This window comes from Lysinibacillus sp. FSL R5-0849 (assembly GCF_038595075.1).
Lineage (GTDB): Bacteria > Bacillota > Bacilli > Bacillales_A > Planococcaceae > Lysinibacillus > Lysinibacillus fusiformis.
The window spans coordinates 4,247,718-4,271,561 of sequence record NZ_CP152004.1; the positions used below are offsets into that span (position 1 = coordinate 4,247,718).

Sequence of the window (23,844 nt, forward strand, 5' to 3'; positions counted from 1 at the left end):
GAGAAGGTTTTGTCATTATTTTTCCTTATCTTGAATTTCCTCATTATAGAAGTGGACACCAGTATGTCCTCCACCTTCAGCGACCATTTCATTTGATGCTATCTTCGTTGGAGAAGTACCAGCCTCTGTTGCCACCTCTGTTGATACGCGTTCTGCAATATTGTCGTGCATATCAGGACCTGTTGTCAGATAAGATTCTAATCTTGATTTCATATTATTAAACATCGATAGTGCTTTATCACGGTTCTCTTTTTTACTTAAATAAGATGCTGCTAATCCCGCTAATCCTGCAATGACAACACCTGTTCCTTTTCGTTTAGCCATAATTTATTACCTCCTAAAAATATAGAAACTAGCTCTGTACTATAGTTTTTCCCTATTCTTAGAAGAATAAACATTTATTTTTTTATCTCTATCTGCATATATATAAGAATAAGAAATATACTTGCCTACATATCCGCCGTACTAACCATTCTTCTATTAACATTCAGCTCAATTTTCGACATTTATCATAATTATGTAATTTTTTATGATTATAATAGGCAAGTAAAGGGAATTAATGAATTAATACTAAAAATAGGAGCGTGATTATGATGAAGGATTTCGATTTAGCGTATGATTGGATAGACATGGCTTCATTAGTAGGTGGGGCAGGCCTTTTAACCGTACTAATTTATGGTGTGATACTTCTGTAAGGAGCTACTTGAATGAGTTATCTTAGCAATTAAAAGGCAATCCGCTTACCTTATAAGCAGATTGCCTTTATTTTATCGTTTTACATCATTATAAGCATCTGATTTGGCAAAGGCCGCAACTACATAGGAACAAACTGCTTCCATCTTATAGCCATGTTCACGCGCATACTGTGCTGCCTGATCAAGCAATTGTTTGGCCACCCCTTGACCTCGGAGCTTATCTGATACATATGTGTGATCCATTACCATTACTTGCCCGTTTTGCTGCCAAGTAATTTCTGCAAGTCTTTCCCCTGCTTGCTCATTCAAAAATGCAAATTTATTTCCTGCTAATTGCTGTAATTGAAATTCCATTTCTCACCACTCCTTTTATTCATAGTACCATAGCCTTTTAGATTTTCACAAAACTTGCGACTGTTCTAAACAAAAAGAATCTGTCCACTCATTCTAGTAGATGAGTATGACAGATTCTTTTATTATTCATTGTTAGTTAAACCAAGAAGATATAGTATCTTTTAAATTAGCAAAGAAGCTTTTCACACTCTCCCAAAATCCTTTATCTTCCATAAGAGAGCCGAACTTTTCTTGAATCGTATTACTAATATCGTTTAATTGTTCAGACCATTTACTGAAATCAATATCCAGCTTACTGATTTTATCCATTAAATCTACGAGCAATTGACGGTCCTTTTCACTTAAATTGATGTCAAGCTTGTTTAATTGCTCTTGAACGATCTTTTCAACTTCTTCACGTGTAGCTGGCTTTAATTCAGCAATTTGCTTTTTAATTTCTGTTAGTAATTCAGCTACCTTTGCATCATCCACACCGGCAGATTCAGCAATAGATGTTGCAACCGATAACTCCTCATTTGCTACATCTGTTCGTTCAATATCAAGCGTTTCACCTGTAGTAACCTCGTATGCCTTGTAAATACCAACTAACGCCGAATGCCCTGTTACCGCCTTAGGTGCAGCCACCTGTACTGTAGCATCTTCAATCCCCGCCGTTAACATTGCATTCGCGTACATTTCTGATGTCACCTGTGTAATATTTGTTGGTGTGACAATTTCTATTACTAGACCTTCCCCTACATCTCTTCGTGTAATTTTAGCAGAAGAATACATGCGGGAACTTGAATTACTATCTTTAATGTATTTAACTAGATCCTGACCTGATACCGTTATTTCTTCGATTTCAGGTTCTTCATTGACTTTTAATGATTTTTTTACTGACTCTTTTTCAGCTTCAGATAAATTTGCTCCATATACAACGATTGGAACGCCTAACTTTTCATCAATTGCTTTCGGAGGCGTATTATCAGATGCAAACCCTGTCGCTGGTGCCATCACACCAAATACCAACATAGTAGCTGTTAGTATTTTCATCCAAGTTTTTTTCAAATCGTGTGACCCCTTTCGATAAAACCTCATAATTAGCCTGTATAATGTATACCACTATACAGTTATTAGTACGTAAAAAAGCAGAGAAGGTTTCAAGGATGTCTCTTGTCGCTATTACTTAATTTAATTAATCGTCCACTAGACTTCTTCAGTCCAGCCGTCCTGTTGCTTCACTTTACCAGCTTTCATCAATGTTCCTAAGGCACGTTTAAAGGCACCCTTACTCATATGAAACATTTCTTGAACTTCTTCAGGAGAGGATTTATCGCCAAATGGCATTTTGCCCCCAACATCCTGTAGATAGCTCAAAATTTGCTGCGCATCATCGGAAAGGCGCTCATGTTTTCTCGGTAAAAGAGAACCGTTCATGGAGCCATCTTCTTTTACATCAATAATTCGAACTACTACATCTTGTCCTAAGCGTGGCTCTGCATTACGCTCTGATTCATGCACAAAAATACGATATGGATGTTCTACACCTAATAAAAACGAGCCAACTGGTAACAAACGGTATGGGCGTGCCTGAATGTTTTTATTATGCAAATCTTCAAATGCACCTTCATATAACTCCAAAATCTTTTCTTCCGTTGCTAATCGTCCAAATAAATCACCGTTACGATCTGTGCGTAGTGTCATAAATAAATGATCACCTGGAACCGGCCATACTTCTTTTAATGGTGGTAAATCCTCTGCTTTAACTAACACTTCTCGAGAGGAACCAATATCTACATAAGCCCCTTCACGTTCTACTACTTTTAGCACTTTCGCCCAACCGTATTCTCCTTGTGTAAAAGCTGGGATTGCTGTTGTAGCAGCTAAATCCCCTCGTCGATCTACAAATAAAAATACTTCAAGGCGGTCACCTACTGTTAGCGGCTCTGTTACCTCTGAAGCATTTAAAGGTAGTTCTTCAACTCCATTTGTTAAAATCCATTTTGATGTTTGTTGCTCTAATACCGTTAATGTAACGACTTCACCTGATTTTAATGCGTCCATATTGTCTCCCTTTCCTCCACACTATCATTTTATAGATTGTGCTGTGTCTTTGATGCCTCTAATTTTTTCACGATGTCTGGATTCTCTTCCATTACTTGCACAAGATCCGCTATACGATCGATTGAATTCCAACTTAAATGATGCTCAATTCCTTCAACATCATTATATATACGCTCTTCATCCACACCAATCATTCGTAAAAACTGCTCGAGCAATTCATGGCGCTGCACAAGACGCTTTCCTAGCTTTTCACCTTTCGGCGTCAATGTCAGTCCACGGTATTTTTCATAAACTAAATAACCATCTTTATCTAATTTTTGAACCATTTTTGTAACAGAAGAAGGAAGAACAGATAATGCTTCAGCAATGTCAGACACTCGCGCATATCCTTTGTTAGCGATTAGTAAATAAATTTGTTCGATATGGTCCTCCATACTAGGTGTTGGCATATCCTTTTCCCTCTCTTTCCTTTTCTTACTCTCTAGTTTACTACAAGCTTGGCTTAAAAGTTAACTGAAAATACATATGCCAGAAAATCACGACCTGTACAACTTAAAAAGAGCCTCTTCATTTAAGAAGTAGGCTCCACTTTGTGTCGAGGATACTTATTTACCACATGTAACGCGTGAATAATCTCTTTGTTGATGCGCTCAATACTTTCAGGAGTATTCATTTCCTTAAATGCCTCGTCTCTAGCTTCCATAGATGTAACATACTTACTCGGCAATGCATTTAGTGTAAGTGCCACCGTGTCGAGTTCACAGATTTCGCATTTACAAAATGTTTGATATTCCGGTCCTCGTAGTAAAAAGCTTACTAAACCACGCACAATCTCTTCTGTAACATTTACTAAAATAGGATCTGACTTATTCAAACTTTCGCCTCATTTTATATTGAATGGTTACATTACTCCTGAAACTATAATAGCTTTTAAAAAGTACTTTTTCAAGAATCACTAGTAGCATCTATTCGCACAAAATTAGTAGTGTCAAAGTAAGATTAATCTCCTGCTTTTTCCTATCAAATCACATCTTACCTACTATTTTTTTGCTTTTATTAGTCTTAATGAATTAAAAACAACTAATAGGGTTGCGCCCATATCTGCAAAAATTGCTATCCATAACGTTAGCCATCCTGGGATAACTAGCAGCAACGCAATTAATTTTAAGGCTAGGGCAAAAATAATATTTTCCTTAATAATGCGTAGTGTTTTTCTGCTTAATCCAATTGTGTATGGGAGCTTTGTTAAATCGTCACCCATTAAGGCAATATCGGCTGTCTCGAGAGCTGCATCTGTGCCTGCTCCCCCCATTGCAATTCCCACATTTGCAGTGGCCAATGCTGGCGCATCATTTACGCCATCCCCAACCATTGCTACGGCTCCAAACTGTGCACGTAAATCTTTAATCGCCATTAATTTTTCCTCTGGTAATAAACCAGCACGCACATCTGTTACCTGTAATGATGTAGCAATGGCCTTAGCAGTAGGCTCTGCATCACCTGTTAACATCACCATATGTTTTACTTTTAGGGCATTAAGTTTTTGTAAGACATCCTTACTTTCATGACGCAATTGATCAGCAATCCCAATTAATCCAATGAGTTGGCTTTTCGAAACCGCTGCTACTACTGTCTTACCCTGTTCCTGTAGCTTTTTAACCTGATTTTCTATATTTTTATCGATAAAGGCTAATGTGGACACCCATTTCATGCTACCTACGTAAATAATCTGCTGATCAACTGTTGCAAAGGCTCCTTTGCCTGTGACTGATTGGAATTCTGTAGGCACTAACTCAGGTAAATTTTTATCATGTAATCTATTTAATATAGCTTTTGCCAAAGGGTGCTGGGACTGTTTTTCTACTGCTGCCACTAGCTGTAATACATATTCCTCTGACCAACCATCCATTGTCACTATATCCGTAACAGCTGGCTGTCCTTCGGTTAATGTACCTGTTTTATCAAAGGCTACCGCTTCAATATGTCCTAATTGTTCTAAATGAATTCCGCCTTTAATAAGGACACCTTGTCTTGCAGCATTCCCAATCGCAGTAACAATAGCCACCGGTGTAGAAACAACGAGTGCACAAGGACATCCTACTACTAACACTGCTAAGCCTTGGTAAATCCAGTGCTGCCAATCTCCTATAAATAAAGGTGGAATAACAGCTACTAAAAAAGCAACAATGATAATAGCTGGTGTGTAATACTTCGCAAAGCGATCTACAAATTGCTGAGAAGGTGCTTTCTCTGCCTGCGCCTCTTCTACAAGATGAATGATCTTAGCAATTGTTGTGTCTTCTACTCGCTTTGTCACGCGAACCTCAAGCGCACCCTCTTCATTTAATGTACCTGCGAATACTTCATCATTCACTGTTTTATTCACTGGAATGGACTCACCTGTTATAGCTGCTTGATTCACTGCAGATAGCCCGCTAATGACAATGCCATCCATCGCAATCTTTTGCCCAGGCTTTACAAGTAAAATATCCCCTATCTCGATATCTTCTGTCGGCAGTTCAAGCTCATGAAAATGCTCGCCATGCGCTCTTTTAATGATAGCTGTCGGTGGAGCGATATCCATTAACCCTCGAATCGATTGTCTTGCCTTATCCATAGAGTAAGCTTCAAGTGCTTCACTTACGGCAAATAAAAAGACTACAACTGCCGCTTCTTCCCATTCCCCAATAATAGCAGCTCCAATAATAGCGATTGTCATAAGGGTCTTCATATCAAATTCAAAGCGAGCTAAATTACGGAAGCCCGTTTTAAAAATACCAATTCCCCCTACAAGAATAGCTATGATGAACATGGCTATTGGAATCGGGTTTGTTTCTCCCTGCATAGAAACAAATAAATAGCCTAGAATGACAAAGAACAAAGATATCCCTGCCAAAATATTCTCTTTTTTACGGTAAAAAGGTGTAGATTTTTCGACTGTTCTCACTGCTGATTGCGACACCTTGATCCCATCAAAGGCACCTGCTTCTTCAATTTGATTCACACTAATGTTGCCGACTACCGTTATTTTAGAAGCACCAAAGTTGACTTGTGCATCCTCCACCTCAGGAATAGCCTTTACATTTTTCTCAAACTTCGCTGCACAGCTAGCACAGGAAAGATTTTGCAATCTGTATTCTTGTTTAGTTGGCGTCGCTACCATTCGCAATCCCCTCTTTCGCATGTTCATAGGCAATTGTTACAATTTGAAATACATGCTCATCCGCTAAAGAGTAATACATTTGCTTCCCTTTGCGGTGTGACTTTGCTAAATTATTATCTTTTAAGTAACGTAAATGATGTGATGCTGTTGCGACTGACGAGCCAATAATCGATGCTACATCACAAACACATAATTCATCCTCTACCGTTAAAGCAAAGGCGATTTTAAGCCTTGTTTCATCAGATAATGCTTTTAAAAACTTTGCTACCCCTGATAGATCAGGCATTTGTTGTTGTACCTTAGTGACTGCTTCTTCATGTACTTGCGTCACCTCACAAATTTCTTTTGGCATTGTTCCTCACCTCATTCAAATATTCGTTTGATTGTATTCAATGTAACATATTATTCCATCTTATTCAAATGAATATTTGAATGTTGTGATTTATATCCTAGTAAAAAAAATTAACGTACTTTAAAAAGTACGCTAATCATTTTTGTTACTTCGCTTTTAATTTTAATGTTTTACCTTTAATATCTTCCTGTTTTACAAAAGTTCGATGATAATCACCATCTGCCCAATCGAGTACTTGATCTTGGTACCAATCAGACTTTACATGACCACTTTGACCAGGTCCAACAATATGATAGCCAGAAGTTAAATCACCCACATCCACAACAAAACGCCAAGAAGCACCATGATCCACATTACCAGAAAGATCATTATCAGCAGCCTGTACCGTCACTTTGGATCCTCCAATTGGAACCTTTTTAGCATTAAAATAGGCAGCTAAAATTGGAGAAGCACTACCTAACGTATGATCAAAAGTGAGCTGGTGGAAATCTCCCCATTGCCACTTGGATGCATTTTTACCAAATTGATCTTCTAATTGTGCAATGGTAAGCTCTAGTGCCTTGTAAACTGTTGCATCAACTCCACCTTGCTCCTCGATCCAAATACTCTTGCCCCCTGCATAGGCTGTGCGTAAAAGCTGGTCTGTAATATTAAATTTACCATGCATGATGTCATACATATCTGCAGGCATTTGATCTTTAAACAATACTTCCTGTAATTTGGTCATAAGCGTATGGAATACGAGTGGTGCACCTGATTCCTTAGCATCCACCATATCCCAATTCTCCAGCATGGCAATAATCTCTGTGTACGTACCATCCTGATCTTGCGCTTTCATAGATGTTAATAAACTAGGAAGAAATTCCCTAGCATAGAGATTATGTTGATCCATTTGCAAGTTCATCATATCTTCTACCGTTATCGAATCATTCGCCTCAAGTACTTCTTTAATTCGTTCAAAACGGTAAGGCTGAGCCCAGAAATCTGTAATGTGATAAGGATATTCCTCTCCTACGACTTGATTATTGGCGGTAGCAATAAAGCCTTCCTCTGGATTCACTACTGTTGGCAGCTCATCCCATGGAATAAAACCATCCCAACCATAATCACTAGAATCACCTGGAACTGGCAATTGACCATCACCTTGCTTACGAATAGGAATTTGACCATTTGCTTTATAAGCAATTGTGCCATCCTTTGAGGCAAAAACGAAGTTCTGCGCAGGTGCCTTAAAGTCTTCTAAAGCTTTTTCAAAGTCATCCCAAGATTCCGCCTTATTAAAACCAATTACTGCACGTAATTCTGCAGTTGATTGAAGCGCTGTCCACTGCATTGAAAATTGTGCAGTTGGCTTGGTATCTTTGAATGCTAGATCCGTCATAATCGGACCATGGCGTGTCACCACCACTTCAAAATCTACAGTTTCTCCGTCCTTCACCTTAATAGATTCATCACGTACCTCGGCTTGCTCCCATTTTCCATCGTAGCGGTATTGTGTTGGATTATCTGGATTAGGTATTTCAATATATAAATCCTGCACATCCGGGCCAACATTCGTCACACCCCATGCTATATCATCATTATGACCTAAAATAATACCTGGAATTCCTGCAAAAATAACACCACTAACATTTTGTTGTGGAGATTGCAGATGCATCTGATACCAAATTGATGGAGTACTCAATCCTAGGTGAGGATCGTCCGCCAAAATAGGTGTACCTGATTTAGTTTTATCACCAGAAACAACCCAGTTATTACTGCCGTTAAATTCATTAGGCAGTAGATCTGCATTAAATTGTCCTGCTACCGCTACAGGGTTTTTAATATTTGCCTCAATAATAGATGAAGCATTTTCAGGATATTTAATAAATAATTCTTTGGCCTTTTCTTCATCAAAATTTTGTAAAGCCCAATGACGGAAGGCAAGTGTATTCCAATTCCCTCCCAAATCATATGCCATATACTTCCCAATCGTTAAAGAATCCACAACTGTCCATTCCTCTGGCTCGTAGCCCAATAATGAAAATTCATAGCTTAAAGTTTTATTTTCCTTAGCTTGTGCAATAAATGCATTTACCCCTTCTGCATACCACTCTAGTACTTGCTTGCTTTCCTCATCATAGGCTGCGAGTGATTTCTCAGCGGCATCGCGTAAGCTAAAAGTACGAAAGTGTTTGTCCGTATTTATTGTTGCTTCCCCAATAATTTCTGATAATCGACCACTCGCCTGTCTTCGTGCTAAATCCATTTGAAATAATCGATCTTGTGCCTGAACATAACCTTGCGCACGATATAAATCAGCATCTGTCTTAGCAAAAATATGAGGAACCCCTTTGTCGTCCCTTGTAACCGACACATCCTGCTCTAAAATATTGACAGCTAATTCGCCATCAATTATCGGCTTAGATTTATTCATAAACCATGTTAATCCGATAAAAGCTACGATAGCTAAAGTCGCTACGATCCCAGCAAGGACGATAAGCCACTTTCTCCATTTGAACTTTCTCTTTTCCATCTCATTACCCCCTCTGTGCACTATATTCCTTCCTACCTCTTAAAATCCTTAAAACAAGGTTTAAAAGATTGTCGATAGCAAATATTTGTGCGTTATGTAAGTAAATCCATCTTTAAATACAAAATTTCGTCACCATTCGCTATTAGACTAGTATAAACAATTGGCTATATGAAGGCTACAGAGCATTGTTAAAAAACGTATTTATAGATAAATGGCTTTCCTTTCATTAGTCTCCTTTTTTATTCATTCTATGTATTATTGCAAAGACAAAAAAATCGTATTTCCAATAGAAAATACGATTTTTAATGCTAGACATGTAGTTGTAATTCAATAGGGCAATGATCGCTGCCCATAATGTGTGGGTGAATAGTCGCTTGATCAATCTGATTTTTTAATTGCTCCGACACAATAAAGTAGTCGATGCGCCAACCAATATTTCGTTCACGTACTTTATTCATATAGGACCACCATGTAAAATGGTCAGTTTCATTAGGATGCTTGTATCTGAAAGAATCTACAAAACCACTGGCTAAAAGCTCCGAAAATTTAGCACGCTCCTCATATGTAAATCCGGAATTTCCCACATTCGATTTAGCATTTTTCAAATCTATTTCAGTGTGTGCAACATTTAAGTCACCACAATAGACAACAGGCTTTTTACTATTCAAGTCTTGTAAATAGCCGGCTAAACGATCTTCCCAAGTTAGTCGAAGTGGTAATCTCGCTAAATCTCGCTGTGCATTGGGGGTATAGACATTTACTAAATAGAAATTTTGATATTCTAAAGTAATGATTCTACCTTCATCCTGAGAATCTTCATCGCCAACTCCATACATAACGGATAATGGTGTATGCTTTGTAAATATAGCCGTCCCCGAGTAGCCTTTCTTTTGGGCATAGTTCCAATATTGCTCATAATCATCTAGTGCAAGCTCTACTTGTCCAGCCTGACATTTGGTTTCTTGGATACAAAAAAAATCTGCCTCTATTTGATGAAAGAAATCTAGAAAGCCTTTCCCCAGGCAAGCCCTAATTCCATTAACATTCCATGATATAAATTTCATCTCATACTCACTCCTTAAAAAAACGCCCTTCGACTCAAGCGAAGAGCGTCACATTATAGATCATCACCAACAATTTTAACTTCTGTTTCTAATTCAATACCGAATTTTTCTTTCACAATCCGCTGTACCATTTGAATAGTTGCAATATAATCAGAAGCAGTAGCATTTCCTTTATTGACAATAAAACCTGCGTGCTTCGTAGAGACCTCTGCACCGCCTACTCCTTTGCCTTGCAAGCCACTATCTTGAATAAGCTTACCTGCAAAATGACCTGGTGGGCGTTTAAAAACACTTCCCGCAGATGGATATTCTAATGGTTGCTTAGATTCTCGCTGAAATGTTAAGTCAGCAATCTTCGCATCAATTTCCCCCTGTTCGCCAGGAGCTAATTGGAACTCAGAGGATAACACGTAATAGCCTTTCTTCGCAATAACGCTTTTACGATAACCAAGTTCAAGCTCATCCTTTGACAAGGTTAAAATTTCTCCCTCTTTTGTTAACACCTTAGATGAAATAATTATATCTTTAATCTCACCGCCATAAGCACCTGCGTTCATAGCCATTGCACCACCAATTGATCCAGGGATACCACAGGCAAACTCGAAGCCTGTTAAAGATGCTTTAGCAGATAGCTTCGACACATCTTTAATTAGCGCACCACTTTGAGCATAAACATGTTCACCATTAATACGAATCTCATCTAAATTTGAAAATGTTACAACGATTCCTCTATGACCACCATCACGAACAACCATATTAGATCCGTTACCTAACATTAATAAAGGAATATTATTTATATATGCATAGCGTATTACAAATGCTGCTTCTTCTTCTGTATCAGGAAGAACAAAAACATCTGCTTTGCCACCTAATTTTGTCATTGTATATTGTTGTAATGATTCATCTAACTTAATATTGGCAGGATTAATGCTCTTCGCTAAATCCTTTGCCCATTGTTGTTTTGTCATGAGAGCTAATTCCTTTCTAACGTCCTTCTTACTCTACACCAGTATGGATTTAGAACCCCAATTTGACAAGTAAAATGAAGGGTATTTTTATCTCACATAAAAAGACAGGTAAGTCCTGTGCAGAGATGATGAATATTATAAAGAAAATTGACAGTCATTCCAAGTGTCGTTTTTGGCACAATACTACCTAAAGAACAAGCCATTCACTTTAAAGCCAGCTACTTGCCCATGTTTCAATATTACGGATAGCGCCTTCTAGTGCTTGCCCTTTATCCGTTAATGAATATTCAACTCGTACTGGGACTTCAGAATACACTTTACGTTCAACAAGTCCTTCTTTTTCCAGTTCCTTCAAACGTTCTGATAATAAACGGCCACTAACAGGTAATGCAGACTCTATTTCATTAAAACGCTGTGGTCCATCTAATAATTGATATAATATTAAACCCGTCCATCGTTTTCCGATTAAATCCATTGCTTTAGCTAAACGAGGACATAAAGTTGTCTCATTCATATTTCTTCACCTCTATGTAACTATTGTAACGATTATTGCAGGAAATGTAAATTTAGAGTAACTTATTTACATAACATAATTAATATACTTTTATATACTTAATTACAAAAAGTAACTTTAGTTTTCAGTCTTTTTCAATTACGGTGGAACCTTCCATCATTAAACCGTCCGTCCTCCTAATAATACAATGCCCTAGATATCAGTAATATGACTAACTATTTATTTTAAGTCTTGTAAATGTTCACAGTTTACACTTTTATTGGTGATTATCCATTCCTATTTATGAAAAACCCATTGAATATGGTATTTGTTTCCTTTATCATTCGTTGTAGAATGCTGTTTTAGGGGGTTTTTAAATGAAAAAATACACTATTGATATCAGTCATTCCACACTTAGTTTTTCTGTACGACATATGATGATATCTAAAATTCACGGTACTTTCGAATCGTACAACGCTGAAATTGCTGCAGCCAATATTGAGCATATGCAGGATGCAAGTATCTCTATTACCATTGACGTGGCTAGTGTCTCCACAAAAAATCATGACCGTGATGTACACCTTGTGTCTCCAGATTTTTTTGATGCAGACGTCTATCCAAAAATAGTTTTCACCTCTACATATATTGATAAACAAAATGATAAAACTTTTTTGATACATGGGGATTTAACGATTAAAAACATAACAAAGCCTATCGTATTTACAACAGTATATACAGGAAACGGTGTTAATCCTTGGGCACAAGTATATGGCTTTCAGGCAAAGACACAAATTGATCGCCGCGATTTTAATTTAGTCTACAATACAATTCTAGAAACAGGTGGCGTATTAATCAGTGATGAGATTGACATTGTGGTAGATGTCGAATTAAGCCCCCTTTAGTTATTGATTTACTTTAAGGAAAGAGGGAACTTTACATGCTATGGTTTGATAACGAAATTACATTTGTATCGAGCTTTATTACAATCGTCTTTTTTATTGTTTTTGGTAGCATCGCCTTCAGCCTTATTAAAGCTATTGTCACTTGGTCTATTAATAACCAATCACAAACCTTAACTGTACCCGCTAAGGTTGTGTCAAAACGTACAAATATTCGGGGAGGCTCTACTAATTCTGCGGCATATACTTCCTATTTCATAACGTTTGAAGAACGACATGGGGAGCGTCAGGAATTTAAAGTGAATGGTCGTAATTATGGACAGCTAGTGGAGGGTGACATTGGTCTTTTAACGTATCAGGGTACACGCTTTCATACTTTCGAAAGACAATAAAGGGAGAGTAGCGATTAACTCGTACTCTCCCTTTTAGTTTTATTTAATTAAATACTTGGAAAATCCTGCCTCTGCATCTTCTAAATATTCAATGTTGCTATCTGCTGAGATAAATTTTTGTGCATCTTTCGCAGATAGATAAACAACTTTCGTCTTGGCTGGGAATGGTACAAATGACCAGTTTTTATCCGCAGCAGGGTTAATTGTTTTATTTGCCATAATATAATCAACTACAGCTTGACGATTTTCATAGGCATAGTTAGTTATATTCGAGCCGTCCGTATTTTTAAATGTCGCTCCATAAGAACCACCAACACGATAATTATTTGTAATGATAATGAATTCTTGTTTTAAATCAATTGGTTTACCATTATATTGTACATTTTTAATACGGTTCGCCTTTTCATCAACAAGATTACCACGTCGGTCATATTTAGATGGAGATGTCACATCAATTTGATAGGTTAAGCCATCTAACACGTCAAAATTATAAGAGCGTGCTTCTGAATCAATAATATTTTGCTCTTCTGTCTTATTCGGATCTATTGTTGCAAAAATACCTGCAGCCATCTCTAACCACTCGACGGCTTGTGCACCTGTAACTTTAATTGTGGCTACAGTATTATCGTAATGATAAATGTCTGCCATATTTTTAATGGCAAGTGGACCAACTGGAATGTTTGTATAATCTAATGGATTATTTCGTGAACCGGCTTTAAAAGGTGCCCCAGCAGAAAGAATCGGCGTTTTTTCATCAGCCGTTCCCTTTAATTCCTGTTCAATAAACCATTTTTGTGCTTGTGTGACGATTTGAATAGAAGGATCATCTTGCACCATTGAGAAATAACTATGGATTGGCGCAGTTGTTTCACCAACAGGCTGGCGAATATAAGTTAAAGTGCCTTCATGTGCTTGTTTCACAGCTTTTAATACCGTAGTGGATGGTTGTAAACCTTCTTGCTTGATTGATTGTAATGACCCACTACCATCTACTACAACCCACTCTGATCCTTGTTGTTCTAGTTTTAGATCAATGATACCAAGATGGCTACCATAGCTACCTGCCATAACTGTTGGAACACCGTGAATCGTTCCCTTTTCTTGATCTACATCTTTCAAATCTTTGTAGTCACCTGGGAATGTTAAATGCGAGTGCCCTGTAATCAAAGCATCAATTCCGTCAATTCCTGCTAGTTGATAGCCAACATTTTCAGCACCTTCCACGTAAGTGTCCTCACCAATACCTGAATGTGAAAGAACAACAATTACGTCTGCTCCAGCCTTCTGCATTTCAGGAACTACTTCTTTTACTGCTTCAACAGGTTCTTGCATGTCAACTTTACCAGCTAAATGAATGGCATCCCATTCAACAATTTTTGTTGGTACAATCCCTGTCACACCAACTTTCAGTGTATGTTTCTTACCTGTGCTATCCACTACTTCTTTATCAAGAATAACATAAGGTGTAAACATACGCTTTTTTGTTTTAGCATCGTAAGTATTAGCATTTACGACTGGATATTTGGCATCATTTAAAACTTCATTTAAGAAATCAAGACCATAGTTGAATTCATGGTTTCCTAAAGTTCCACCATCATATTTTAAAGCGTTAAGTGCCGCAATAGCCGGATGTACTTCCCCTGGCTTTAATACACTTTCTAATGCTTTATAAGAGCCAAGTGGCGTACCTTGAATTAAATCCCCATTATCAAATAGTAATGTGTTGGGATTTTTAGCACGAGCTTGTTCAATTAATGTAGCTGTATTAGCTAAACCAACCTCAGATGATGGAGCATCTAAATAGTAATTATAATTTGCTAAATTTGTATGAATATCTGTAGTTCCTAAAATTTGAAGATCTACTGACACTCCATTAGATGGTGCCTTGTATTCTGCTACAAAGCGCTCTACAATACTTTCCATTTGCTCATGTGTTACATATTCAAGAGGACGGATCGTATTATCCTCATACGCTTGAAGAATATCTGCTGCAACAGCATTAGCTAAATCTTGTTTATAAGCTTTAGCAATTTGATCAGCATCCTTAAATTGGTCTAAGACCGCAAGGGAAGCGTTTTCACTAACAAGTCCACGAGCAGATATAACAAATGCTTGTTGACGTGTTAATTTATCGTTTGGACCAAATGTAGTTGCTGTTTTTCCTTTTATAAGTTTTAACTGTACAGCCTTTTCTACATATGGTGCTAAATCCTTGGAGACATCCGTAAAAGTAAGGGAAGAACCATCACCTATTTTGACATCTAAGCTTTCTACTAATTCTTTTACATAATCAGCGCGTGTAACTTCATTGGAAGCAGCATTAGCAGTGAATCCAAATGGTATCAACGCGAATAAAACTAGTAGCATGGCTAAAAATTTAGTTATTAATTTCTTGTTCATACAACAACCTCCTTATTCATCTAGTATTTTCCTACAGATACTATTATATTAAACTAACTCTATTTTTTACTGAATAATTAGTCCTAATTATATGTATTTTTAAAAGAATGGGTTATTACTTTCCTATAAAATCACATTTTTCTATCATTTTTATTTTTATACCACCAATAGAATGTTAGGAAATGTAAATTCCGAATAAATAGTTAATACCAATATATCCGACTTCTATACCACACCATACCTCTGTTCGCAAAATAAAAAAAGACCTCTCAAATTTGAGAGGACTTTTATTAAAAAATATTTTTTACGCGTTTACTGCTTGAAGTGATTGAGCTACTTTTTTCACTTCTTCTAGGCCATTTGCAATAATTTCTTGTGCTTTATCAGGTGATGCATTGTGACCTTCAATAATTACTTCTTCGATAATTTCCATACCGAACACGCCGCCTGCTACATTTTTAATGTAGTTTACTGACATTTCCATCGGCTGTGTTTCTGGTAGTGAGTAGTAGCCACCACGAGCATTTAAAATAATCGCTTTTTTATCCGTCATTAAGCTAACCATTTGGCCATCTTCACCATATTTGAATGTGAAGCCTGCTTGGTACACATAGTCAATAAATGTTTGTAAAGGTGCTGGAATAGTTAAGTTCCAAAGTGGGAAAGCAAATACTACTAAATCAGCTGCTGTTAATGCATCCATCGCTTTTTGTTTAGCAGCTAAAAGACGTGATTCGATGTCTGTTAACTCCCCACCATTTTGTACTTTACCAAATGCATTGAAAAGATCTTGCCCAAAGTATGGCATATCTTCTGCAAATACGTCAAAAGTTGTAACGTTTACACCTTGTACGTTTTCCATAAAAGTATCGTACATTTTTGTTGAAATACCATCTGGACGGTTGTTTGCTTTTACTACTAAAACGTTCATTATATAAAATCTCCCTTATATCTCATAGTCTATTATCTCGAATTCAAGATATAAACTTATCTTAAAAAAATTCTTCTAAAAAGTCAACGATACTTTCCTCAGACTTTTGACTGAAATATTAGATAAAATTTTCACTAAAACGAATAAAAGAGGCTTGTTATGTCAAGCCCCTCCGTAGTTAGAGTAATTTTAGCACTATAATTTACAGTTATCATCTGTACAAACACCAGCGTCACCCGTGCCAGCCATTTTTAGACCAGGTTGTAAGCCCTCTTCCTCAGCCACTTTACGTAGTGTATCTTCGAATACTTCTTGTGGCTGGGCACCAGAAATACCATATTTACGGTTTAAGACAAAGAATGGGACCCCACGAACTCCAAGCTGCAATCCTTCTTGAATATCTGCTTCTACCTCATTTTTAAATTCATCCACAGCAAGAACTTTTGCCACTTCCTCGCGTTGCAATCCTACTTGTTCGGCTATATCTAATAATACATCCTCTTGTCCAATACGTTTTCCTTCAATAAAATGACTGTGCAGTAGAGCTTCAACTAATGCTGTAACATCTCCCTGCTGCTCAGCCCATTTAACAAGTCGATGTGCCTTTAACGTATTCTCTTCCATTAGATTGCTAAAGTCATAGTTTAAGCCCACTTCTTTCGCACGCTCTGTAACACCTAATGTCATTTCTTTGGCTTTTTCTAAAGTCATACCATATTTCTTCGCTAACGATTCATAAACAGTAATGTTCGAATCTACTGGGGTATTAGGATCAAGTTGATAGCTTTTATAAACAAGCTCCACTTGCCCACCAAAGCCAGTATCTTCAATCGCTTGCTCTAATTGTTTTTTACCAATATAACAAAATGGACATACGTAGTCAGACCATATTTCAATTTTCATTACTCACACTCTCCTTTTGCTACATTGTAGCGATAGATTAAATCGCAAGGCAATTTTTATGCTTCATCGCATAAATTCTCCAGTACATCTACATACTGAACATAAAAACATTGTGAGGTTTATCTATGACTCAATCTCTTTGGCTCGCTACTTCCGAATCAGTCTCACTATCTTCACTTTCTTCATCTACAACTTGTGATGTATGTATAGTCGGAGGAGGCTTAACTGGTCTTTATACAGCCTATGTCTTGGCAAAAGCAGGTGTTGATGTACTTTTACTTGAGGCGAATGCCCATTTTGGTCACGGTACTACAGGCCATTCCACGGGTAAACTAACTGCCCAGCATAGTATCGTTTATGCTAACCTTTTAGAAAAACTATCCGTTGATGAGGCACAGCTCTATTACCAACTCAATCAACAAGCCATTGAAAAGGTAACACAATTATTCCCAAAAGGCAGTGTAAAGCAAGTAGATTCACTATTGTATGCTCAAACAAAAGATGGGTATGCGCAATTGTTAAAAGAATGGAATGCTTATAAGGTGTTAAATATCCAATCAAAAATCACCACAGAAACAGAGCTTCCCTTCCCCATTACAAAGGCTTTATGCATGTCCCAGCAAGCTCAAATAAATCCTGTAGAGGTAAGTAATTTTCTTGCTAAAGAAGCACAAGCGATGGGTGCCAAGCTTTATACAAATACCCGAGTTCAGCAATTAAACATAGCTCAAAATAACTTACATACCGAAAAGAATATATCGGTTCAATATAAAAAACTTATTTTGTGCTCACATTATCCAATTGAAGCTTTCAAGGGGCTAAAGTTATTTAAACTGTCAAATAGTCGTTCTTACATGGTGGCTAGTAAAATTGCTGAAACGATGCAGGGGCAATATCTATCCGTTGATTTCCCTTCTCGTTCCATTCGTACAGCTACAATTAACAACGAGCATTATTTAGTACTTGGTGGAGCGAATCACATCGCTGGGGAAACAGTCAATACAGAGCCGTACTATGATGCCATTGCAAATGAAATGAAAGAACATTTTGAGCAAGAGCCCATTTATCGATGGTCTGCTCAGGATATCGAAACTCCTGACATCGTTCCTTACGTAGGAAGAATTACAAACTCATTGCCAAACGTATTCATTGCTACTGGCTATAGAAAGTGGGGCATTTCTAATTCCTTTGTTGCTGGTGACATTTTATCCAGCCTAATCACGGGATCAAGAAGTGAGGATGGTGCCATCGCACTCTATTCACCATCACGTACAAAATTCGGTGCCCAGTTTATGCAAATGCTTAAAGTTGGCGGCTTTGTCGCAAAAGAATTTATTACTGGGTATATGAGAAATGCCAGTGCTCCAACATGTACTCACTTGGGCTGTAAGACGAAATGGAATGAGGCTGATGAAACATGGGATTGTCCTTGCCATGGCTCCCGCTTCAATGCTCAAGGAGAAGTACTGGAAGGACCAGCAGTACAACCTTTGAAATTAGATTAAAAAAGAGGCTGTAGACAAACTCTCCATAAATTATGAGTTTGCTACAGTCTTTTTTACGATGAAATAAAGTAAAGCCGTTGATGTCCACTATGGGCGCACTTCGTTCCTATCAATTTTCTATATAAGAGACTCCCTTTTCATATGTTGAAAAAAGTAAAAAATCTATGCAAAGCGCAAAGAAAAAGCATGGTGTATGATGGACAACCTGTAGAGGTCATAAAAAAACTGACCATACAGTCGATGCTTACTTGAGCATGTTAGATTCGACAGTAATTACCCAATATGATACATGCAAGAAACATGACAAAAGCCATCGAAAGTGTGAACTTTTCGATGGCTATTATCTACAGCCTAAGTAGCTGTCTTCTTGTGTAAATTACTTTAGCGCTTCTGTTAATACTGGCACAATTTGCTTTTTACGAGAAACAACGCCTGGTAACACAACACGGTTGTTGATAAGCTCAGCACCGAATCCTTTTGCTGCAGCTTGTGCGACTTGTCCAATTGCTACAGCTGTAGAATCGTTATTTAGGATATCTGTCACAACGAAGAAGAATAAATCTAAACCATTCTCAGCAACATTTTTATTTAATAAAATCTCTAATTCCTCTTGTCGATTAAGCACATCATCAATATCCACAGCATTCACCTGTGCAACTACAGATTTGTACTCACCGAATTGGAACTCCTTAGCATCTAATGATAGTAGATCTTCTAAAGATTTATCAGATAGGTCTGCACCGGCTTTTAGCATAGCTAAACCATATTCTGCAACATCCACATTAGCAATTTTCGCTAGTTCTTCGCCAGCTTTTACATCTTGCTCTGTGCAAGTTGGTGATTTGAATAATAATGTATCTGAAACGATTGCTGATAGCATTAAACCAGCAATGTTCGCTGGAATATCTAAACCGTTTTCGTTAAAAATTTTCTTTAGAATTGTAGCCGTACAGCCTACTGGTTCTGCACGATAATATAGCGGATCAGCTGTTTGGAAGTTAGCGATGCGGTGGTGATCAATTACCTCGGCAATTTGCACTTCCTCAATACCATCAGCCGATTGCTGGAATTCATTGTGGTCTACTAGAATAACTTTGTCCGCTTCTCCAACTACAGATGAGATTAAACGTGGCGCTTCAAAGCCAAATTTATCTAAAGCAAACCGGGTTTCATTATTAACATCTCCAAGACGTACAGCCTCGGCTTCTTCTCCAATTTGTTGTTTTAAATAAGCATATACAATTGCAGACGTGATCGTGTCTGTATCTGGGTTTTTATGTCCAAAAACTAATACTTTACTCATTGAATTTATTCCTCCTAAAATGACCTTACATTTATCTTTTATTTTATCATATCTTATGGACTAACAAATGATAAATTGAAACATTAAGTAAACTATGCTCATTCATTTAATATACAATAATAATTCCCCACTCCCAATAACCAACTATACAAATATGAATAAAGTATAATGGACCTTCAAACTGTCACATACATATATTTTGTGCACCCATCCCCTTTGTTTGCATTATCTTTTTTTACCATCCTATTTTTAACATTCAATAGCAAAAGCGCATATTTTTCTAGTATTAATTATTTTACATAGATATTTAGTTGGATTTTCATATTTATGTAAGCGTAATTTTATGCTATTATCAGATAGTCTATATTTTTGGATATTCAGGAAATGGGGATTACGATGACAAAGAAGATGGAAAAAAAGTACATTCCTTTAGCAAATTATTTTGAAGTAGCTTTACAACAAGAAATCACTTTATCCTTTAGTGAATTAGAAAACATTATGGGACAAGCCTTACCGAATGCCGCCTACTTAAATAAGAGCTGGTGGAAAAAAACAAAGCCCCCTCTATCACACTATTTGTCATGGACAAATGCAGGCTATCATGTCATTGATGTTAGACTAGGTACTAGTATAACTTTCTCATGCACGCAAACTAAGGCAACTGTAAACAATCTTTCTAAAAATGAAGAAGAGAACCCATCTGCATACATAATTCGAGGGATTGAAGCATCGGATGCTAGATCGTTTATTCTTTTACAGGAAGAAATTTTTCAACAAACCGACTTCATGTATAATGTTCAAAATGAAGTAGATCTAACTGTCCAACAACTTCGTAAAAATTTAACCTATTGGAAACAACTAAAAAATCGCACTATATTACTTTGCGTATTAAATGGTATTTTTGCAGGCTATGCAGTTGTACATGGGTATAAACAAACGAAAGCTAAACATGTTGCCTCTGTTCGCTTAGCTGTGAAGGAAGAGTACCAACAAAAAGGCATTGGCTCTGCGCTAATGAAGGCTGTGGAAGGTTGGTCAAAACAGCGTGATATATCCAGATTAGAATTATCAGTTATGGAACATAATAATGTTGCTTTACATCTTTTTACGAAAATAGGATTTAAACAAGAAGGCATTCGACAAAATGCTATTAAATTAAATGATACTTTCATTAACGAGTATAACTTAAGTAAAATTTTATAAATCACTTTGCCTAGATGTCTAAAGCATATTTGGACATCTTTTTATATAGTTAGACTATAAAAAATGCATAGAAAAGCAATATAACACTTTTCCATGCATAACATTAAAATACCTGTTTCTCTCTAGCAGCATCCAGGAATAATATATTACTATCTACTTGCTCATAGGATTTTTGATATTTTTCATACTGCCGCTTATCTTGGCTAATCATTTCCTCCAATAAAGCATGTAAGAAAGAAAATAAAACGGGCACTATATCTAGCGAGGAATACTTGTTTGTTCCAAGCGCAAACAAAATATTAGCATATTCACGAACGGGTGAAAATGCAGTTCCAGTAATAGCAATAATTTTTACTTTCTTCATCCTTGCAATTTCAACAATCGTTTGAATATCCTTTAACTGTTTATCAAATGATAAAACAATTAATGTTGTACGCTCTCCCATGCTATTAATTTGATTCATTATTTCATCGGAATCTATACGAAGCTGCTTAATATTAGAACGTAGTGTTTTTAATGTGTTGGATAACCAATTTGCTACAGATGCTGCCTGACGAGTACCTAGAATATAGATATTATCTGCTTCATGCATCCATTTTGAACCTTTTTGAATCTGTTGATCGCTAATTAATTGAATTGTTTCCTGAATGTTTTGGCTATCTTGCTGCATTACCTTGCCAAAACGAGAATTAGTTTGCTTTTTACCCGTATAGGTAGATTGTAGATTTGTTCCTACATCTTGGGACATGACATAGCCTCTTATTTCTTCTTGCAGTTCCACATATCCCGATAAATCCATGGCATAGCAAAAGCGAATAACCGTTGATTCACTTACATTAGCCAGTCTGCCTACTTCTGCCGCTCCATTAGCAATCACTGTATTGGGATTATCCATTACAAATTGTGCTACTTTACGCTGCCCCTTTGACAGTCTTACAAACCTTTTCTTTATATCCTCATGAATGCACATTCCTAACAACCTTTCTTTCAATGACCTTATCACGAATGGGAGATTGTTTCCTACTTACTCAAAATTCGATTAAAAATACAGTATCATGATTGCAATTTGAATACAATGACTTTTCTGAAAAATCTTCAGCGCATTAACCTGCTAATATGTCGACTTTTTGTACTTTTCTATGTTGATTTGTTATTTTACCAAATTTATTGGTACCGATGAATAAAATTCAATAATTCCTAATTTTTATGTAATACACTAGCGAATAAAGACAAAAATGTCCTGGATTGATTACTCTTATCCAGGACATTGTTTAGTTATTATTCTAATTCTAGCTGCTTGGTTTCCTTCCCAAGGAAAATGACACCAATAACACCTATAATAATGGCTCCACAGAAAATGGCAAAAATGAAGCCTATATCATAACCAGCTGTTAATAAAGAACCAACTAGTAGCGGTCCGAAAATACCACCAATTCGTCCAGCAGCTGCTGCCATCCCTGCACCAGTACCACGAATAATGGAAGGGTATTGCTCAGGTGTATAAGCATATAGGGCCCCCCATGCTCCTAAGTTAAAGAAAGATAAAAACATGCCTGACAATAACAGTACTACAAGTGTTTCAGCATTCCCAAAAATGAAAGCACTCACTGCAGTACCAATTAGATAGGAAACAAGCACAAATTTCCGTCCAAACTTTTCAATAAACCAGGCTGCAGTAAAATAACCTGGCAATTGAGCTAATGTCATAATGAGAACATACTTAAAGCTCGTAATCATATCAAAGCCCTTACCAACCATGACACTTGGAAGCCATAAGAACATACCGTAATACGAAAATACAACTGTAAACCAAAGCACCCAAAGCATCAATGTGGAACGTGCATATTCTTTTGACCATACTTCTTTTATATTTTGAAGGATACTACGTGATTTGGCCTCTTGCTTCACCGTAAACTGTGGTGAATCTGGGAGATGCCATCTAAGATAAATAGCATAAAATGCAGGGAGTGCTGTTAAGATGAGCGCTACTCGCCATCCCCACGTTGGAATAACGAAATAGGATATCAATGCGGCAATTAGCCATCCAGCTGCCCAAAAGCTTTCCAGTAAAACAACTACGCGTCCTCTTTCTTTTGCTGCTACGCTTTCAGATACTAACGTTGATGCTACAGGTAGTTCACCGCCCAGACCCATTCCTACTAAAAAACGTAGCATTAAAAATGCCGTTAATGTAGTCGTAAAAGCGGATAGACCACTTGCAAGGGAAAATAGGACAAGTGTCCACATAAAAATTTGTTTTCTCCCTATTTTATCGGCAAAAACACCGAATACAAGGGCTCCAACAGCCATTCCAATTGAGTTAATACTACCAATCCAGCCAGCTTGACTTGGTGTCAGTCCCCAATCTGCTGCCAATGCTGCAATGACAAACGATAATATTCCAACATCCATTGCATCGAAAAGCCATCCAATCCCTGCAACGCCCAATAGTCTATTTCTAGAAATAGTTTGCTGAGATTTATTTGTTCCTACAGTATTTGTCGCCATTTCAACCACCTGTCTTTACACTTGACTTTACATTACAAGATTACTATACAGTTGTTTCAAGAAAGTGACAAGCAAAATTCTAATTACCGAATTGTTTCGACAATTTATGAAATGCTATTGAAATAATAGTGTGATTTGCGTTAAAATGTCTTT

The 23,844-nt window shown here is 37.1% G+C and carries 22 protein-coding genes; 4 read left to right on the top strand and 18 right to left on the bottom strand.

Translation table 11 applies throughout. The features are described 5' to 3' along the window. Nucleotides 1–15 precede the first annotated feature (15 nt). The 12 genes from MKY80_RS21020 to MKY80_RS21075 all read right to left on the bottom strand — a co-directional run bounded on the left by MKY80_RS21020 (nucleotide 16) and on the right by MKY80_RS21075 (nucleotide 11,668). Nucleotides 16–324 (bottom strand): hypothetical protein, encoded by a 309-nt coding sequence (locus tag MKY80_RS21020; RefSeq protein ID WP_008177106.1) that lies wholly within the window; start codon nucleotides 322–324, stop codon nucleotides 16–18. A gap of 443 nt (nucleotides 325–767) precedes the next feature. Further along, nucleotides 768–1,049: a GNAT family N-acetyltransferase gene (locus MKY80_RS21025; protein ID WP_008177108.1), complete on the bottom strand. Its 282-nt coding sequence runs from the start codon at nucleotides 1,047–1,049 to the stop codon at nucleotides 768–770. Between the two features lie 132 nt (nucleotides 1,050–1,181). Continuing rightward, complete coding sequence (locus MKY80_RS21030) at nucleotides 1,182–2,096, bottom strand: DUF1002 domain-containing protein (RefSeq protein WP_043990252.1); 915 nt, start codon at nucleotides 2,094–2,096, stop codon at nucleotides 1,182–1,184. A 138-nt stretch (nucleotides 2,097–2,234) separates the two neighbouring features. Beyond that, a complete protein-coding gene (locus MKY80_RS21035; protein WP_008177110.1) occupies nucleotides 2,235–3,092 on the bottom strand; it encodes a S1-like domain-containing RNA-binding protein in 858 nt (285 codons plus the stop codon). Nucleotides 3,093–3,121: 29 nt separating this feature from the next. After that, nucleotides 3,122–3,541 (bottom strand): transcriptional regulator MntR, encoded by a 420-nt coding sequence (gene mntR / locus MKY80_RS21040; RefSeq protein ID WP_008177112.1) that lies wholly within the window; start codon nucleotides 3,539–3,541, stop codon nucleotides 3,122–3,124. 122 nt (nucleotides 3,542–3,663) lie between these two features. After that, on the bottom strand, nucleotides 3,664–3,966 hold the full coding sequence (locus tag MKY80_RS21045) for a late competence development ComFB family protein (RefSeq protein WP_008177114.1): 303 nt from the start codon (nucleotides 3,964–3,966) through the stop codon (nucleotides 3,664–3,666). A gap of 165 nt (nucleotides 3,967–4,131) precedes the next feature. Then, a complete protein-coding gene (locus MKY80_RS21050; protein ID WP_008177115.1) occupies nucleotides 4,132–6,255 on the bottom strand; it encodes a heavy metal translocating P-type ATPase in 2,124 nt (707 codons plus the stop codon). Further along, nucleotides 6,236–6,607, bottom strand: a complete 372-nt coding sequence (locus tag MKY80_RS21055) for a metalloregulator ArsR/SmtB family transcription factor (RefSeq protein ID WP_008177117.1) — start codon at nucleotides 6,605–6,607, stop codon at nucleotides 6,236–6,238. The genes MKY80_RS21050 and MKY80_RS21055 overlap by 20 nt, the downstream gene beginning before the upstream one ends. A 145-nt stretch (nucleotides 6,608–6,752) precedes the next feature. Further along, nucleotides 6,753–9,122, bottom strand: a complete 2,370-nt coding sequence (locus MKY80_RS21060; protein WP_096365768.1) for a penicillin acylase family protein — start codon at nucleotides 9,120–9,122, stop codon at nucleotides 6,753–6,755. A gap of 308 nt (nucleotides 9,123–9,430) precedes the next feature. Next, a complete protein-coding gene (locus tag MKY80_RS21065; RefSeq protein WP_008177119.1) occupies nucleotides 9,431–10,186 on the bottom strand; it encodes an exodeoxyribonuclease III in 756 nt (251 codons plus the stop codon). Nucleotides 10,187–10,239: 53 nt separating this feature from the next. After that, a complete protein-coding gene (gene murB, locus MKY80_RS21070) occupies nucleotides 10,240–11,154 on the bottom strand; it encodes a UDP-N-acetylmuramate dehydrogenase (protein ID WP_008177120.1) in 915 nt (304 codons plus the stop codon). Nucleotides 11,155–11,362: 208 nt separating this feature from the next. Next, nucleotides 11,363–11,668: a helix-turn-helix domain-containing protein gene (locus MKY80_RS21075; RefSeq protein WP_004231981.1), complete on the bottom strand. Its 306-nt coding sequence runs from the start codon at nucleotides 11,666–11,668 to the stop codon at nucleotides 11,363–11,365. 356 nt (nucleotides 11,669–12,024) lie between these two features. Between MKY80_RS21075 and MKY80_RS21080 the strand changes: the two genes are divergently transcribed. Continuing rightward, nucleotides 12,025–12,549, top strand: a complete 525-nt coding sequence (locus MKY80_RS21080) for a YceI family protein (RefSeq protein ID WP_008177127.1) — start codon at nucleotides 12,025–12,027, stop codon at nucleotides 12,547–12,549. A gap of 35 nt (nucleotides 12,550–12,584) precedes the next feature. After that, nucleotides 12,585–12,938, top strand: coding sequence for a DUF2500 domain-containing protein (locus tag MKY80_RS21085; protein WP_096365766.1), 354 nt, complete (start codon nucleotides 12,585–12,587; stop codon nucleotides 12,936–12,938). A 39-nt stretch (nucleotides 12,939–12,977) separates the two neighbouring features. Here the strand turns inward: MKY80_RS21085 and MKY80_RS21090 are convergent, their stop codons facing one another. The 3 genes from MKY80_RS21090 to MKY80_RS21100 all read right to left on the bottom strand — a co-directional run bounded on the left by MKY80_RS21090 (nucleotide 12,978) and on the right by MKY80_RS21100 (nucleotide 17,172). Continuing rightward, nucleotides 12,978–15,338 carry a bifunctional 2',3'-cyclic-nucleotide 2'-phosphodiesterase/3'-nucleotidase gene (locus MKY80_RS21090; RefSeq protein WP_342531077.1) on the bottom strand — a complete coding sequence of 787 codons (2,361 nt, stop codon included), beginning with the start codon at nucleotides 15,336–15,338 and terminating at the stop codon, nucleotides 12,978–12,980. Nucleotides 15,339–15,642: 304 nt separating this feature from the next. Continuing rightward, nucleotides 15,643–16,269: an FMN-dependent NADH-azoreductase gene (locus tag MKY80_RS21095; protein WP_012295821.1), complete on the bottom strand. Its 627-nt coding sequence runs from the start codon at nucleotides 16,267–16,269 to the stop codon at nucleotides 15,643–15,645. Between the two features lie 195 nt (nucleotides 16,270–16,464). Next, nucleotides 16,465–17,172, bottom strand: coding sequence for a DsbA family oxidoreductase (locus MKY80_RS21100; RefSeq protein ID WP_089985777.1), 708 nt, complete (start codon nucleotides 17,170–17,172; stop codon nucleotides 16,465–16,467). A gap of 125 nt (nucleotides 17,173–17,297) precedes the next feature. On the opposite strand from MKY80_RS21100, the gene MKY80_RS21105 reads away from it, so the two are divergent. Beyond that, nucleotides 17,298–18,677: an FAD-dependent oxidoreductase gene (locus MKY80_RS21105; RefSeq protein WP_239355145.1), complete on the top strand. Its 1,380-nt coding sequence runs from the start codon at nucleotides 17,298–17,300 to the stop codon at nucleotides 18,675–18,677. A gap of 376 nt (nucleotides 18,678–19,053) precedes the next feature. Here the strand turns inward: MKY80_RS21105 and MKY80_RS21110 are convergent, their stop codons facing one another. Next, nucleotides 19,054–19,980 carry a manganese-dependent inorganic pyrophosphatase gene (locus MKY80_RS21110; RefSeq protein WP_008177150.1) on the bottom strand — a complete coding sequence of 309 codons (927 nt, stop codon included), beginning with the start codon at nucleotides 19,978–19,980 and terminating at the stop codon, nucleotides 19,054–19,056. Between the two features lie 396 nt (nucleotides 19,981–20,376). Here MKY80_RS21110 and MKY80_RS21115 point away from each other — a divergent pair, with 396 nt between their 5' ends. Then, nucleotides 20,377–21,183 carry a GNAT family N-acetyltransferase gene (locus MKY80_RS21115; protein ID WP_237068839.1) on the top strand — a complete coding sequence of 269 codons (807 nt, stop codon included), beginning with the start codon at nucleotides 20,377–20,379 and terminating at the stop codon, nucleotides 21,181–21,183. Nucleotides 21,184–21,286: 103 nt separating this feature from the next. Here MKY80_RS21115 and MKY80_RS21120 read toward each other — a convergent pair whose 3' ends face one another. Next, complete coding sequence (locus MKY80_RS21120) at nucleotides 21,287–22,174, bottom strand: MurR/RpiR family transcriptional regulator (RefSeq protein WP_258955929.1); 888 nt, start codon at nucleotides 22,172–22,174, stop codon at nucleotides 21,287–21,289. Between the two features lie 287 nt (nucleotides 22,175–22,461). Then, a complete protein-coding gene (locus MKY80_RS21125; protein WP_342531085.1) occupies nucleotides 22,462–23,691 on the bottom strand; it encodes an MFS transporter in 1,230 nt (409 codons plus the stop codon). Nucleotides 23,692–23,844 lie beyond the last annotated feature (153 nt).